A 14,955-nucleotide genomic window follows, 5' to 3' on the forward strand; every position below is an offset into this window, starting at 1 on the left:
ATTCTTATTTTTGCCACCTTCCATGAACCATGCGTGGCTTGCCGGCCATATCTTTTCTAAATTCGATTTCAAAATCAGGCAATTCTTTAGCAAACAATTCCTTCAGTTGTTCTTCTTCGCTAAAACCAAATTCTAAGAAAAATTCTCCATGGCTATTCAAATGCTCACGCACTTGCTTAGCAAATTTCTTATAGAAGTCTAGACCATCTTTGCCAGCAAAAAGAGCTTCTTTAGGTTCATTTTGCAAGACATTTTCATCCATTGCATTCTTTTCGCTTGTCTTAATATACGGCGGATTAGAGATGATCTTATCAAACTCTTCTAAGCCCAACAGCACGTTGGCTTTACGAGTAGTTACATCAAGATCATAAGTTAAAAAGTTTTCCTCACTTGTTCTTAAGGCAGTATCCGTTACATCACTAGCATATAAAGTTAAATCTGTAATGCCTTTTTTCTGTGCTTCTTTAGCTAAAGCCACGGTAATACAGCCAGAACCGGTACCCAAGTCAAGGACTTGATCACCTGATTTAAGTGTCTGCAATGCCCATTCAACCAATTCTTCAGTTTCAAAACGAGGAATCAAGACACCGCGTTGCACCATAATTTTATAGCCCAAAAACCAAGCATAACCCAAAATATACTGTGGAGATATGCCCTTAGCCAATTTTTCGATATCTTTATTGGCCTGCTTAATCTGGTCAGCAGTTAAGTCCATTTCTTGCTTCAGTTCAAATTCACTTGGTGTCAAGCCTAAGCGCTCTGCTAGAACATAATCAACATCCTCAGGACGCGCATTTTCAGCACTCTCACCCGCTTTAATACGCATCTGCTTTAAAGTCATTTTAGGCATTTTGATCAGCCAACTCCTCTAATTGCTTAGTTTGGTTGTAAAGAATTAATGCATCAATAATTTCATCAAGTTCACCGTTCATCACACGATCAAGCTTGTTAATGGTTAAGCCGATGCGGTGATCTGTTACACGATTTTGTGGATAGTTATATGTTCTAATTCTTTCGGAACGATCACCAGTACCAACTGCATTCTTTCTCTTAGCATCGTACTGAGCTTGATTTTGACTTTCATAATAGTCATAAACACGTGATTTCAAAATTTGCATTGCCTTTTCACGGTTCTGTTGTTGACTACGTTGATCCTGCATTGCAACTACAATCCCGGTTGGCAAGTGAGTCATTCTAACGGCACTAGAGGTCTTGTTAATGTGCTGACCACCGGCACCACTTGAACGGTAAACATCAACACGAATATCCTTAGGATCAATATCAATGTCTACTTGCTCATATTCAGGCATAACAGCAACAGTGGCAGTTGAAGTATGAACACGTCCTTGAGATTCAGTTACTGGAATCCGTTGAACACGGTGTGCACCATTTTCATACTTTAATTTCGAATAAACCTTGTCACCAGTAATCATGATTGCCACACGTTTATAGCCGCCAACCTCAGTAGGGTCTGAATCAATCATTGAAACCTTCCAGTTTTGACGTTCAGCATATTTTTCATACATTCTAAGCAAATCGCCAGCAAATAAAGAAGCTTCGTCACCACCGGCAGCACCACGGATTTCCATGATAATATCTTTATCATCGTTAGGATCCTTAGGCAACATCAAAATCTTGATTTGATCTTCAAGCTCGGGAATTTCTTTCTCAATTTCAGAATTTTCTTCCTTAGCCATTTCAATTAAATCAGGATCAGTTTCACTGGAGATAATTTCTTTATTATCTTCAATCTCTTTTTTATCCTCTTTGTACTTCTTATATTTTTGTACTACTTCACGCAAATCGGCTTCTTCCTTAGAAATCTCCATGTAGCGCTTAGTATCATTAATAACTTCAGGATCGGCCATCATTTCCTGAAGTTCTTCATAGTGAGCTACTAGACCCTCTAATTGAGCCATAACTTTATCCATAAACTAAAAATCCTCTCTATCTTTCAACACCTGGGTGAAAGTAATGATAGCGACAAACAGGATAATAACTTTCATCGCCACCAATTTGTACTTGTTCACCCTCATAAACAGGCTTGCCATTGTTAATTCTTAAATTCATTGTTGCCTTGTGTCCACAATAATGACAAATGGTCTTCATCTCTTCTATTTTATCAGCAAAAATCAATAAATTTTCACTACCTTCAAATAGATGATTTTGAAAATCGTTTTTTAAGCCAAAGGTCATTACTGGAATATTGAACACATCTACAATTTTAGCGCATTCTAAGACATGATGTCTCTTCAAAAATTGTGCCTCATCAATTAACACACAAGCTAGTTTACCATCACCATCAGCAACATCTGCTTTGTTCATCTTTTTAATATAATCAAATAGATTCATATCAGCAGTAATTGGAATTGCTTCTCGGTGAAGTCCAATTCTAGAAGCAACGGTTCCTACACCGCTACGATTATCCAAGCCACTGGTCATTAGGGCAATCTTGCGCCCCTGTGCTTCATAATTGTGAGCTACTTTCAAGATCTCAATTGTTTTGCCACTGCTCATTGCACCATAACGAAAAAATAATTGCGCCATGCTGGCCCTCCCTTTTAACAAAAAGTCTTCGCCTTAATAGTATAGAGGAAAAAATAAATTTGTGTAGGTATTAAACCTCGTTTTCATCCTCGCTCTATGCTAAACTTAGACATAGTTTTAAAGTGAGGGATGTACATGAGTTTTAAATCAGGAATTGCTAAAGTTGCCGGTAAATCAAGCTATTGGTTTTTGCATAATGCCCTTAAGGGCGGCACCAGTTTTCCAGGCAAATTAGCAATGAAAATTGATCCAGAAGTTTTAAATTCTTTAGCCAAAGGCTATGAAACTGTTATTGTCACGGGAACTAATGGTAAGACAATGACTACTGCTTTGATTGTTGAAGCTTTAAAGAAAAAGTATGGTGATGTGTTAACTAATCCATCTGGTTCCAACATGCAACAAGGAATCGTGACCGCTTTTTTGGCTCACAAGCACAAGAGAGTTAAAAGAAAAATCGCTGTTCTAGAAGTTGATGAAGCAAATGTTAAAATGGTGACCAAATTACTTCATCCTAGCGTCTTTGTATTAACCAACATTTTCCGTGATCAGATGGACCGTTATGGTGAAATCTATACCACTTATGACAAGATCGTTAATGGTATTAAATTAGCACCTGACGCTACAATTATCGCTAACGGAGATGCAAGCATTTTTTCATCAGTTGAATTGCCTAATAAGAAAATTTTTTATGGCTTTAAACTTCCTGATGACAAACCTGAAAACGACTTCAAGGCTCCAGTCAATACCGATGGTGTTCTTTGTCCAAAATGCGACCACATTTTACATTATCATGAACGTATTTATGCCAACTTAGGTGACTTCTTCTGTCCTAACTGTGGCTACCACCGTCCTGATTTAACTTTTACAGTTAACAAGATTATTGATCAAACACCTAATAGCTCAACGTTCCAAATGGGCAACAAGCAATATTCCATTAATATTGGTGGTACTTATAACATTTATAATGCCTTAGCCGCCTATTCTGTTGCACGCCACTTTGGATTAACTGAAGCTGAAGTTGCTCAAGCTTTTGCAGAAAATAAACGGATCTTTGGTCGTCAAGAATTAATTCACTATGGCGATAAGGATATCGATTTAATTCTAGTTAAAAACCCAGTTGGTTTGGATGAAGTCTTGCACATGCTTAATACAGAAAAAGATGATTATTCACTAGTTGCCTTGCTTAATGCCAACCACGCTGATGGAATTGATACTTCTTGGATTTGGGATGCTGATTTTGAAGGATTAGACAAAGAAAAGATTAAAAAGATCCTCGTCGGTGGTCAACGCTGGCATGATATGGGCTTTAGACTTGAAATTGCTGGCTTTGATCCAGGACAAATGAGTACTAATCCAGATGATGATAGCCTAATTGAAGAAATTAAAAAACTGCCAACTAAGAAGGTCTATATTCTTTCAACTTATACTGCAATGCTTGCACTTAGAAAGAAGATGGCCGAAAAGAAAATCATTAAGGCTGGTATGTAAATAGAAAGGATTCCCGCGGGAATCCTTTTTTGTGTACAAAAAAAGCTGTAGCTCTAATGCTACAGCCTTTCTAATTATTGGGATATTGGGGCTCGAACCCAAACATCCAGGAACCAGAATCCTGTGCCTTACCAATTTGGCTATATCCCAGTAAATCACCCGTACGAGAATTGAACTCATAACTCCACCTTGAGAGGGTAGCGTCTTAACCATTTGACCAACGGGCGAATCAACATTTATAATTATGCTTTTTTCTTCTATGCTTGTCAAGTAATTTTGACTATAATAATGCTAATGGATGGTGAAACATGATCGACTTTAATAAAACACAGCATTTAATTGAATCAATGGTTTTTGAACGCGTTGTTCCAGGCGTCAATTACACTTTTATCAAAAATAAGCAAATTTTTACATCAACTACTGGTTTTGCTAGTATCTACCCAGAAGTTACTCAGCTGAGCCCTTTTGCAGAATACGACCTAGCTAGTTTGACTAAGGTTTTAGCAACAGAAAATGTCTTGCTTAAGCTTTATGACCAAGGCAAACTTAACTTTACTGAGCCCTTGCAGCAATTTATTCCTGAATTTAAAGACCCGCGTGTACGCCTTTATCACTTGCTAACCCATACTAGTGGCATTCGTGGCTGGATCCCCCACCGCGACAAACTAGATCATGATGCCTTACTACAAGCAATTATCAATCTGCCAGTAACTGACGAATTTGAACACAAGATGCGGTATGCCGATACAAACTTTATCTTACTTGGATTAGTTATTAAAAAGATTTTTGGTAAACCTGTCCAAGAAGTAGTCACAGAGCAAGTCCTCAATCAAATGCCGCTTGAAAATACTACTTTTTCACCACAAAAGGATGATTGCGTGCCTACTGCCCTAGTTGATGGCCATGTCTTGCAAGGTATTCCACATGATCCTAAAGCTAGACAACTTGGAATAGATTGCGGTTCTGCTGGCTTATTTTCCAATCTTCAAGACTTAGTTACCTTCGCCCAAGGTTATTTAGGACTAAAGGATGTTTTACCTTATAGTCAAAAGACTGTCAGCCAGCTATTTGATAATAAAAATCCCCAAGGCATAAAACCACGCTCTTGGGGATGGGACCTTCGGTTTGATCCAAAGCAAAATTATCCGATCATTTTGCACACGGGTTTTACTGGTACTTTAATTATTCTTGATCGCATCAAACGCTCTGGTCTAATTTTATTGACCAATCGAGTTCATCCGACTGGACACAACACTGTTTTCTTAGCTATGCGCGAAAAAATTATCCGTAGTTTTATCAACGAAAACGCCAAAATATAATTTATAGAAAAAAGACGGCTGTGTGTCAGTCGTCTTTTTATCTCTCACTAAATTTCATCATCCGTCTAGTATTATAACTTATTTTAACGCTAATGTACTAGTCAAATATTATTTTTCTGCTTTAAACATTTTCCAGTAGCTAATTAAAATGATTAATGCCATTAATAAAGTAAAATAAAAGGCTGCCTGACTACCTTGAGCTGTCGCCAGTGCATAGGACGCTGCACCCTTTTTCTGCCAAATCGACATAATTGCTGCTAAGATAGTTGTTCCTACAGAACCGGCTAATTGCTGGCTAGTCTGACAAACTGCGGTTGCATCGGCGCGCAATGCTCCTTTTTCTACCTTCAAAGCTTCAGCTAGCGTGTTAGAAAATGACATTCTGTGTCCTAACATCATGATGCCATAAATAATAATGATCATCATCACAGTCAAATTTAAGCCAAAAATAGCAAATAACAAGCAGCTGATCGCCATTAAGAAGCCACCTAAATAAAGTGGCAATTTAGCTCCTTTTTTATCATATAGGCTACCAAAATATGGATTGAGTAGCCCTGCAATAATACTACCTGGTAGCAAAATCAAACCACCAACTAAAGATGTTTGCTTTCCGACAATTTGGATGTAGTTAGGCAATACAAAACTGATACCAATATTATTAAATTGCAATAAAAAGTAAGCTAACGCACCATAAACAAACGCTTTTTGCTTAAATACGGCTAGATCTAACAATTTCCTGGATGATTTTTTAGATAATCTAACAAATAGCCAAATTAAAATTGCAGTCACAATTAATAAAATCCACATTAAAGGATTAACAAATCCATTACTAATTTGATTTACGCCTAATGTCAAAGTAATAAATGCTATAGCTAAAACGATAAATGATAGCCAATCAAAACTATTTTTAGTTTGTTCATGATACTTACCGACTACAAATAGCCCGGCAACAAAAACAATGATCGCAAAAATTGTAACAAAACCAAAAATCCAGCGCCAGTTAAGATAAAAAGTAGTGATACCGCCAAATGCTGGTCCTAAAGTCGGTGCCATAGCTACTACTAAGCCGGCGATTCCCATGTAAACGCCCCATTTTTTGCGAGGCATAACTTCGGTTACTAAGTTAAACATCAACGGTGTACTTAATCCTGCACCTAGAGCTGAAATCAGCCGACCTAACAGTAAAATAGGAAAATTAGGTGCTACAGCACTAATTACGCTTCCAATCATAAAACCAACGCAAGCAACAATAAACAATTGCCGCGCAGTAAAACGTTCATTCAAATATGAAGAACAAATCATAATAATCGCAATCGCCAATAAATATCCTGTTGTCGTCCATTGAATTATATCCAAACCGACACCAAATTGCTTCATCATCGTAGGAAAAGTGACGTTTAAACTAGTTTCCGTCAAAATTCCGACAAATGACATAAACGCAGCTGATAATACTGCTAAAACATTTTTTGTATTCTCTTTCACACAAAAATCCTTTCCACAAAAAAAGAAAGAGCAAAAAACCTTTGTTTCCTACTCTTTCTTTAATTAGCACAGCTAATTATATTAATACGCATACTATCAAATATGCTGAGTATATCTAATATTAAAGACGCTTAGCTAAGTCGTCGTGTAAGTTTTCGTAACCTGGCTTGTTAAGTAAACCAAACATGTTACGCTTGTAAGCTTCAACACCTGGTTGGTTGAATGGGTTAATACCGTTCAAGTAACCTGAAATAGCAATTGCTAATTCGAAGAAGTAAATCATGTAACCTAAAGTATGTACACTTTGGTCTGGAATGTTAACAGTCATAACTGGAACACCACCATCAGTGTGAGCCAAAACAACACCTTCATAAGCACGATCGTTTACGTAGTTCAAGCTCTTACCTTCCAAGAAGTTAAGTTGGTCAAGGTTCTTTTCATCGCCTGGGATCTTAACATCATGACGTGGATTTTCAACACGGATAACAGTTTCAAATAAATTACGTAAACCTTCTTGGATGTATTGACCAAGTGAGTGAAGGTCAGTAGTGAAGTTAGCGCTTGATGGGTAAATACCTTTTTGATCCTTACCTTCTGATTCACCCATTAATTGCTTGCACCATTCACCGAACATTCTTAAACTTGGTTCATAGTTTTCAACAATTTCAGTAGTGTAACCCTTACGGTAAAGGATGTTACGAAGTGCTGCGTATTGGTATGGAGTTGCCTTTGACAAATCAGTATCAGTGTAGTCAGCACGTGCGTCTGCAGCACCCTTCATCAATTCGTCAATGTCAGCACCTGAAGCAGCGATTGGAAGTAAACCAACAGCTGAAAGAACACTGTAACGACCACCAACATCATCAGGAACTACAAATTCTTCGTAACCTTCTGCATCAGCTTCAGTCTTTAAAGCACCCTTTTGACGGTCAGTAGTTGCGTAAATTCTCTTAGCAGCTTCTTCCTTACCATACTTCTTGATTAACTTGTCCTTGAAGATTCTGAAGGCTACTGATGGTTCAGTAGTAGTACCTGACTTAGAAATTACGTTAACACTGAAGTCCTTGTCGCCTAACCATTCAATCAAGTCATAAAGGTATGAGCCTGAAAGTGAGTTACCACAGAAGACAACAGTTGGCATATCGCTGTCAGCCTTACCATAGAAGTTACTGTTCAAGAATTCAATTGCAGCTTGTGCACCAAGGTATGAACCACCAATACCGATACAAATTAAAACATCTGAATCGTTTTGAATCTTCTTGGCAGCCTTCTTAATACGAGCGAATTCATCCTTGTCATAATCTACTGGCAAGTCAAGCCAACCACGGAAATCGTTACCAGCACCGGTACCTTCACGGAGTTCAGTGTTAGCAGCATTTACCATAGCTTGCATTTCACTTAATTCATTTTCGTGAACAAATGGAGTTAATTTACTACTATCAAATTTAATTAAACTCATAAATCTGCTTCCTAACTAAATAAAATATTTTTCACAAACCTATTTTAACAATCTTGATTTATAAATACCAGTACATTATAAGCGCATTCAGGCTTTTTTGACAATTTTAAAAATCACATAACCCAAAATTGCTCCACAAGTATTGAAGAAAACATCATCAATATCGCTAACCCCCGTCACCAGCAAAAACTGCAGAGTCTCAATTCCCACTGAAAACAGCATCCCCATCAGTACCGTCCTTAAAAACGTTGCTCTTTTTGAAAAAACAATGGGGAAAAAAATGCCAAACGGCACAAAGCACAAGACATTGCCAAAAGAATTATAAAAGAAATCCAAATGACTGGGAGCATAGACTAATTTCCAAGTTTCCTTCATGAATACCAAGTTAATATCACTCAATGGCCTAGAGAAATTAAAATCAAGCTGCCACGGAAAGTAGGTATTTCTAAAAGTTGTCAGCATCAAAACTAAGATTATGTAAAAAGAAAAGACCCAAACGCTAGCTTCAGACCTAATTGATCTTCTGCGGCGCACCAAAAGAAGCCAAATTAAACGCAATACAGCAAAAATTAAAAAATAAAATATTGTTTTATCCAGCGCTAATAAGGTTAATTTAACTAATGCAAAGTGGTTAATATTAGTTGCATACTGTTTAGCTAAAAAACTATAAAGTGGGCCCAAAAATAGCATACTTTGCCTCTTTCCAAAATATTCATTATAGATTATACCTATTTTCACGGCTGGAAAATCTTAAAAAAAAGATAACTCTTAGCAAATTATTGTTTTAAAAGAGGTGAACCATTAAAATTAAAAGATGTTAAAGGAGCATTATATGGAAAAAAAGAAAATTATCAGTTTTATTCAAACACGAACGGGCTTTTTAACCCTTTTAGTTGTTTGTTTCTGGCTGAAATATATTTTTGCAGCTTATTTTGATTTCAATTTAGGCTTGAGCGACCCGTATCAACATTTCATTATGTGGCTCAGCCCCGTAGGGTCCGCCATCATTTTAATCAGCTTCGGTTTTTATATTCCTAAACCGCTGATCTCTTACATCACAATGTTAATTTTAGATTTTGCCAATACGGCATTGCTTTTTGCAAATATTATCTACTATCGTCAATTTTCGGACTTTTTAACAATTAAAACGATGTCTAACGTTGGTAAAGTTTCGCAGGGTCTAGGTAAAAGTACCGTTGCTCTTCTGCATCCAACAGACATTATTATCTGGATTGATTTGATCGTTATTGTTACTTTACTGATCATTCATAAAATCAAAATTGATCAAAGATCTTATGGTTTATCCACTCCCTTTGCGATTACCTCAGTAGGCGCATTTATCCTAACCCTTAACATTTTTTTGGCAGAAACTTCTCGTCCGCGCTTATTGCGCAACACTTTTGATCGCTCCTATGTCGTTAAATACCTTGGTATTGACACCTTTACCGCTTATGATTGCTTCAAGAGTGCGCAAAATGTTCAAGTCACTAAAAATGCCAACGCTGCAGACTTGAACCAGATTTTAACTTTCACCAAAAAACAAAATGCTGCTCCATCTTCCTCATATTTTGGTATTGAGAAAAACCGCAATGTGATTATCATCCACTTAGAAAGTTTCCAGCAATTTTTAATTAATCTTAAGGTTAATGGCAAAGAAGTGACGCCGTTTCTAAATTCACTTTATCAAAATAAACATACGCTCAGTTTTAACAACTTCTACCACCAAGTTGGTCTAGGTAGAACCAGTGACGCGGAAAACATGCTAGAAACTAGTACTTACGGTATTCCCGACGGATCTTTATTCACTTCTTTAGGTTCGGAAAACACCTTTCAAGCTGCACCGCAAATTTTGCGTCAAGATGGCTATACTTCCGCTGTCTTTCACGGCAACGTCGGTAGTTTTTGGAATCGAAATGATGTTTATAAAAATATGGGCTATAATTATTTCTTTGATAAAAATTACTATAGCTCCCAAAGTAAAGATGCAAGCGGCTATGGGTTAAAAGATAAGCTGCTTTTTGCCGAAAGCGTTAAATATTTAGAGCAGATGCAGCAGCCTTTCTATGCTAAGTTCATTACGGTAACCAACCACATTCCGTTTAACTTAGATAAAGAAGACAAGGACCCTAACTTTAAGACTACAAACACTGCCGACCAAACTATCAACAATTACTTTGAAACTGCCCACTACCTAGATGAGGCATTGCGTGAATTTTTCCGCTACTTAAAGTCTTCTGGTCTTTACAAAAACTCAATGGTAGTCATTTATGGTGATCACTATGGGTTAAGTAATTCTGAAAATGAAACCTTAGCACCAATTATTGGTGAAAGCTCTGACACGTGGAATACTTACAATAATGTTCAAATGCAGCGTGTTCCATTCATGATTCATGCCAATAATTTGAAAGGAAAAATTAACCATGAAATTGCTGGTGAAATTGATGTCTTGCCAACACTGATGCATTTGCTCGGTATTAACAATAAAAACTATGTCCAATTCGGTAGCGACATGCTTTCGCCTAAAAGACAAAATTGGATCGTCTTTCGTAATGGGACCATTGTCAGCTCCAGATATATCATAGTTGGTGCTAAAGGAATCAAAGGTACCGTTTATGACCGAGTTAGCGGTAAACAAATCATTAATTTTACTCCTCAAGAGAAAAAAGAAATCTCTGAGCTAGCACAAAAGGCCAAGGCATCATTACACTATTCTGATTTATTAAACAACCACAATTTGTTACGCTTCTACACCCCAACTGACTTTGTTCCAACTGATCCAACCCAATTTGATTATTCCGTCAATTATCAAAAAATGATCGCTATCAGAAATGAATTAGCTGGCAATTCCACCTCGCTTTATAGCAGACATCGCAGTACAACTACTAATCTTTACCGTACTGATGCCGCTGAACTAAAGGATAGAAAACAAGAAATTACCCAAGTTCCTGACAGCGTTAAAAATATTAAAGAGAATAAGAATAAGAAAAACAAAAACAGTTCAGAAAATACCAATAACTAAAAAGAACGCACAGACCTTTCAAGAAAAACTGTGCGTTCTTTTTTTAGTTTTTAGCTACAAACTGTTCATAGCCCTTGTCATAAAAGGTCACGGTGAATGTGGAACCTTTACCTGGTGTGGAAAATACTTCTACTTTGCCACCATGTTGCTTAATCAAAGAAGAAACAATCGCAAGTCCCAAGCCTGATTCGCCAGTTCCCATTCGAGCACGCGATGGATCAGCCTTGAAAAAGCGTTCAAAAATATACTTAGTCTGATTCTTGCTCATGCCAATACCATTATCCTTAACCGATAATTGTGTTCCATGCTCTATCCGTTTACCCGAAATAATAATTTTGCCATCATGAGTGAATTGAATCGCATTTTGAACTAAGTTAACCATTACCTGGGTAAAACGGTCACGATCTGCATAAATAGGCAACTGATCAGGTGCCTCTACAACCAGCTCATCGTTGGCTTTAGTTGCATTTTGTTTTAATTGCGACTTCAAATCATGCAGAATAATTGTGGCATTAAAGTTAGTCTTAACCAGCATAATTTGATTATTTCGAATCTTTTCATAGTCCAAATTTTCATTGACTAACCGAATTAATCGTTTAGTTTCGCGCTGCATTAACGCGATTGACTTCGGTTTAGAATCCTCTGGGATAGCATCGTATTGCAAGCCCTCTAGAATGCCATTAATTGTTGTCAATGGCGTCCGCATTTCATGAGCAGCATCAGCCATGAATTGGTCTCGTCGCTCTTCTTGGGCCTTAACCTCTTCGTTCGACTGCTTCAAAGCCTGCACCATTTTGTTGAAATTCTCAGCCAATTGATCAATTTCATCGCTATCCTTATGCTCAATTTGCACATTAAAGTTACCTGATGCAACTTTTTGCGTAGCACGTGATAATCGCTTAATTCGTTTAGTTGAATAATAAGAAATAATAAAGCTCAGCAACAATCCAACCGCTACAGTAATTAACAATGCACGCAACAAATTGCGTTTAGCCATTAAAATCGGTCGCTCAACATGCTTTACTCTCGATCCTATCCAAACAATGCCAACAAGATTTTTGCCATTCATCCATGGAACCAAAACCCCCGTGTAGGCATCCTTAGTTGAACTAATCGGTGAATTTTCATTATGATTATTTTGAATTCTAATCTCTTGCCCATTTTTTAAAGTAGTAAAAACTTCTTGCGAAAGCTGAATTCTAGCCTTTATTTTGGGATAAATCTGCTCATTTTTATCATTAAAAATACGTAAATGAGCATCATCACCACGAAGAACATATTCTAATTGATTCAAGAAGTTATTGCTAAGTAATGCAGTTCCATTTTGGCTATCAGCTTCCGCCAAGTTTCCCAAAGAGTTAGCGTAGCTTTCCATCCGCTGGTAGTTTTGCGTATAAGCTTGATTACGCGCATAACCAATCTCTGAGTAACCAATAATCGAGATAGTTGTCACAATAATGAGTAAGAAACTCAACATATTTTGGTAAATTAATTTCATTATTTGACCTGCGAATCATCAAACTTGTAACCGACGCCCCAGACAGTTTGGATCACCTTGGCACCAACCTTCTCTAATTTCTGTCGAAGCTTTTTAATATGAGCATCAACAGTTCTTTCTTCACCATAATACTCATAGCCCCAAACTAGTTCTAGTAATTGGTCACGAGAAAAGACTTGTCTAGGCTTTTGTGCCATTGTATACAGCAAATCAAATTCTTTTGGTGTCAAACCCATTACCGGCTGATTATCAAATAAAACTTCTCGTCTATTTTTTGAAATCTTCAAATGATCGGTCGTAATCTCATAGTCTTCATTATCTTCTTGAGTATGAGCTGGTTCTTCTTCCATCATCACGCGGCGATGCAAAGCCTTAATGCGGGCAATCAAAGCAATTGGGCTAAATGGTTTAGTGACATACTCATCAGCTCCGATACCTAGCCCCAACACTTGATCTGATTCACTGCCACGAGCAGTAAGCATAATAATTGGCACTGTCGGCGAAATTGCCCGTACCTCTTTAGCTACTTGAATCCCATCTTTTTTTGGCAAATTCAAATCTAACGTAATCAGATCATACTTATCCGCGTTCTTTTTAAACATATCGACGGCTTCGACACCATCGACAGCAATGTCTTGTTGCCAACCTTCTTTTTTGAAAAACATTCCCATCATTTCAGCTACGGAAGTGTCATCTTCAACCATTAATATTCTCAAACTCATTATCAATCCCTAAATCCTTTTGTTCTCTTATGCTTCACTTGATCAGGATCGACATAGTCATGTGGCAATTCATGTCGTTTAGACAAAAATGTTTTCAAACTTTTTTCGGTATAAACAATTGGCAATAAGATAAATAAATAAAATGTTAACAGCCAAATGAGAAAATAGCGATCCCAATTCAAATAGTGAATGATTACTCCTAACAGTGCTTGAATAAACCCAAACAGGATACAATACCAACTTGCCCTCTTCTGAGCAAACTTAAAACTATCCTGGTTAACTTGCGCAAGATAAGATAAATAGCCATAAATTCGGTTAGGCTTTTTGGCTGGGTTAATCAACCAAATTATTCCTACCACCATCATAACTGAGCCACAAGCGACATAGATCACGATTTCTCACTCCTAATTCTGATAAATTTAAACGGTTATTCCTCACCTGGTGCAGACATAACTATTCTCATTTTACCAGTGAAAGTGAAATTCTTCATCTCATTTGGAATAATTAAATTAGTTCCCATCTTCAAATCATATGACTTGCCATCAGCTTCTAATTTTCCTTCGCCTTTGATAACGGAAACTAACAGGTATGGATGATCCTTTAAGCCGGTCTTCCAAGTACCATCAAGGTCAATTTGCCACAAATAAAAGTGTGGTGAAAGTGGTGGTTCAACCAATGTCTTAATTTCTGCATCTTGATCTTGGCTAGTCTTAACATCTAACTTAGGATCAACATGGGGAACAGTGGTCACATCAATTGACTTTTGAGTATGAAGCTCACGCTTTTTACCATCCTTGCCCACACGATCGTAGTCATACAAGCGGTAAGTTACATCACTTGACTGTTGAGTTTCAATTACTAAGCATCCCTTAGTTAAAGCATGAATTGTACCTGCTGGCACATAGAAGAAATCGCCTGCTTTAACCGGAACTTTTCTGAGCAACTTATCCCATTCGCCTTTGTGGATCATATCAGCTAATTCTTCACGGCTTTTCGCATGATGACCATAAATAATATAAGCACCTGGATCAGCTTGCATTACATACCAAGACTCAGTCTTACCAGAATCATTTTCTACTTTGCGAGCATAATCATCATCCGGGTGTACTTGAACTGATAAATTATCATTAGCATCTAAGAATTTTACCAATAATGGAAATTCCTTGGCCTTAGGGTTGCCAAACAATTCCAGATGCTTCAAGTAAACATCCCGCAATGACATTCCCTTAAGTGGCCCATCTGTTACAGTTGACGCGTCATCCTTGTAACCTGAAATAATCCAAGCTTCTCCAACTTTTCCTTCTGGAATATCATAGTGAAAAATATCATCTAATTTACGTCCACCCCAAATTTTTGGTCTAAAGTATGGGGTTAAAAATAATGGTTCCATTTAAATCACCTCAATTAAAGTATAAACTTTA

The 14,955-nt window shown here is 37.3% G+C and carries 13 protein-coding genes and 2 tRNA genes; 3 read left to right on the forward strand and 12 right to left on the reverse strand.

Annotated features, from left to right (window positions below):
* Positions 1-4 precede the first annotated feature (4 nt).
* The 3 genes from prmC to CP366_RS00155 are packed head-to-tail and all read right to left on the reverse strand — an operon-like array spanning position 5 to position 2,547.
* A complete protein-coding gene (prmC, locus tag CP366_RS00145) occupies positions 5-850 on the reverse strand; it encodes a peptide chain release factor N(5)-glutamine methyltransferase (RefSeq protein WP_089147792.1) in 846 nt (281 codons plus the stop codon).
* Complete coding sequence (prfA, locus tag CP366_RS00150; protein ID WP_089143151.1) at positions 843-1,931, reverse strand: peptide chain release factor 1; 1,089 nt, start codon at positions 1,929-1,931, stop codon at positions 843-845. The genes prmC and prfA overlap by 8 nt, the downstream gene beginning before the upstream one ends.
* 16 nt (positions 1,932-1,947) lie before the next feature.
* Positions 1,948-2,547, reverse strand: a complete 600-nt coding sequence (locus tag CP366_RS00155) for a thymidine kinase (protein WP_005718762.1) — start codon at positions 2,545-2,547, stop codon at positions 1,948-1,950.
* A gap of 135 nt (positions 2,548-2,682) precedes the next feature.
* On the opposite strand from CP366_RS00155, the gene CP366_RS00160 reads away from it, so the two are divergent.
* A complete protein-coding gene (locus CP366_RS00160) occupies positions 2,683-4,035 on the forward strand; it encodes a Mur ligase family protein (protein WP_005718761.1) in 1,353 nt (450 codons plus the stop codon).
* A gap of 77 nt (positions 4,036-4,112) precedes the next feature.
* Here the strand turns inward: CP366_RS00160 and CP366_RS00165 are convergent.
* A tRNA-Gln gene (locus CP366_RS00165) sits at positions 4,113-4,185 on the reverse strand.
* A 5-nt stretch (positions 4,186-4,190) separates the two neighbouring features.
* Positions 4,191-4,262 (reverse strand) — tRNA-Glu (locus CP366_RS00170).
* Between the two features lie 81 nt (positions 4,263-4,343).
* Here CP366_RS00170 and CP366_RS00175 point away from each other — a divergent pair.
* Positions 4,344-5,354, forward strand: coding sequence for a serine hydrolase (locus CP366_RS00175; protein WP_057726800.1), 1,011 nt, complete (start codon positions 4,344-4,346; stop codon positions 5,352-5,354).
* Positions 5,355-5,462: 108 nt separating this feature from the next.
* Here CP366_RS00175 and CP366_RS00180 read toward each other — a convergent pair whose 3' ends face one another.
* The 3 genes from CP366_RS00180 to CP366_RS00190 all read right to left on the reverse strand — a co-directional run bounded on the left by CP366_RS00180 (position 5,463) and on the right by CP366_RS00190 (position 8,985).
* Entirely contained in the window at positions 5,463-6,836 is a 1,374-nt protein-coding gene (locus tag CP366_RS00180; protein WP_089147791.1) for a DHA2 family efflux MFS transporter permease subunit, read from the reverse strand.
* 121 nt (positions 6,837-6,957) lie between these two features.
* A complete protein-coding gene (locus CP366_RS00185) occupies positions 6,958-8,295 on the reverse strand; it encodes a glucose-6-phosphate isomerase (protein ID WP_089147790.1) in 1,338 nt (445 codons plus the stop codon).
* Positions 8,296-8,382: 87 nt separating this feature from the next.
* The gene (locus CP366_RS00190; protein WP_005721383.1) at positions 8,383-8,985 is read right to left on the reverse strand and encodes a VanZ family protein; all 603 of its coding nucleotides are present in this window, start codon (positions 8,983-8,985) and stop codon (positions 8,383-8,385) included.
* A 124-nt stretch (positions 8,986-9,109) separates the two neighbouring features.
* On the opposite strand from CP366_RS00190, the gene CP366_RS00195 reads away from it, so the two are divergent.
* Positions 9,110-11,314, forward strand: a complete 2,205-nt coding sequence (locus CP366_RS00195) for an LTA synthase family protein (protein ID WP_180707124.1) — start codon at positions 9,110-9,112, stop codon at positions 11,312-11,314.
* A 43-nt stretch (positions 11,315-11,357) separates the two neighbouring features.
* Here CP366_RS00195 and CP366_RS00200 read toward each other — a convergent pair whose 3' ends face one another.
* From CP366_RS00200 to manA, 4 genes are read right to left on the reverse strand one after another with little or no spacing between them, the layout of a single operon-like run.
* Entirely contained in the window at positions 11,358-12,812 is a 1,455-nt protein-coding gene (locus CP366_RS00200; protein ID WP_089147788.1) for a HAMP domain-containing sensor histidine kinase, read from the reverse strand.
* A complete protein-coding gene (locus tag CP366_RS00205; RefSeq protein WP_023488054.1) occupies positions 12,812-13,534 on the reverse strand; it encodes a response regulator transcription factor in 723 nt (240 codons plus the stop codon). Before CP366_RS00205 ends, CP366_RS00200 begins: the two co-directional genes overlap by 1 nt.
* A 2-nt stretch (positions 13,535-13,536) precedes the next feature.
* Positions 13,537-13,926, reverse strand: coding sequence for an SdpI family protein (locus CP366_RS00210; protein WP_089147787.1), 390 nt, complete (start codon positions 13,924-13,926; stop codon positions 13,537-13,539).
* A gap of 35 nt (positions 13,927-13,961) precedes the next feature.
* Positions 13,962-14,924: a mannose-6-phosphate isomerase, class I gene (manA, locus tag CP366_RS00215; protein WP_089146314.1), complete on the reverse strand. Its 963-nt coding sequence runs from the start codon at positions 14,922-14,924 to the stop codon at positions 13,962-13,964.
* Between the last annotated feature and the right edge of the window lie 31 nt (positions 14,925-14,955).

Source organism: Lactobacillus sp. UMNPBX15 (assembly GCF_002553785.1).
Classification (GTDB): domain Bacteria; phylum Bacillota; class Bacilli; order Lactobacillales; family Lactobacillaceae; genus Lactobacillus; species Lactobacillus crispatus.

What these genes read in the sequence shown, in the direction of transcription:
- prmC (WP_089147792.1), bottom strand. Translation starts at nt 850, where the DNA reads ATGCCTAAAATGACTTTAAAGCAGATGCGTATTAAAGCGGGTGAGAGT.
- prfA (WP_089143151.1), bottom strand. Translation starts at nt 1,931, where the DNA reads ATGGATAAAGTTATGGCTCAATTAGAGGGTCTAGTAGCTCACTATGAA.
- CP366_RS00155 (WP_005718762.1), bottom strand. Translation starts at nt 2,547, where the DNA reads ATGGCGCAATTATTTTTTCGTTATGGTGCAATGAGCAGTGGCAAAACA.
- CP366_RS00160 (WP_005718761.1), top strand. Translation starts at nt 2,683, where the DNA reads ATGAGTTTTAAATCAGGAATTGCTAAAGTTGCCGGTAAATCAAGCTAT.
- CP366_RS00175 (WP_057726800.1), top strand. Translation starts at nt 4,344, where the DNA reads ATGATCGACTTTAATAAAACACAGCATTTAATTGAATCAATGGTTTTT.
- CP366_RS00185 (WP_089147790.1), bottom strand. Translation starts at nt 8,295, where the DNA reads ATGAGTTTAATTAAATTTGATAGTAGTAAATTAACTCCATTTGTTCAC.
- CP366_RS00190 (WP_005721383.1), bottom strand. Translation starts at nt 8,985, where the DNA reads ATGCTATTTTTGGGCCCACTTTATAGTTTTTTAGCTAAACAGTATGCA.
- CP366_RS00195 (WP_180707124.1), top strand. Translation starts at nt 9,110, where the DNA reads ATGTTAAAGGAGCATTATATGGAAAAAAAGAAAATTATCAGTTTTATT.
- CP366_RS00200 (WP_089147788.1), bottom strand. Translation starts at nt 12,812, where the DNA reads ATGAAATTAATTTACCAAAATATGTTGAGTTTCTTACTCATTATTGTG.
- CP366_RS00205 (WP_023488054.1), bottom strand. Translation starts at nt 13,534, where the DNA reads ATGAGTTTGAGAATATTAATGGTTGAAGATGACACTTCCGTAGCTGAA.
- manA (WP_089146314.1), bottom strand. Translation starts at nt 14,924, where the DNA reads ATGGAACCATTATTTTTAACCCCATACTTTAGACCAAAAATTTGGGGT.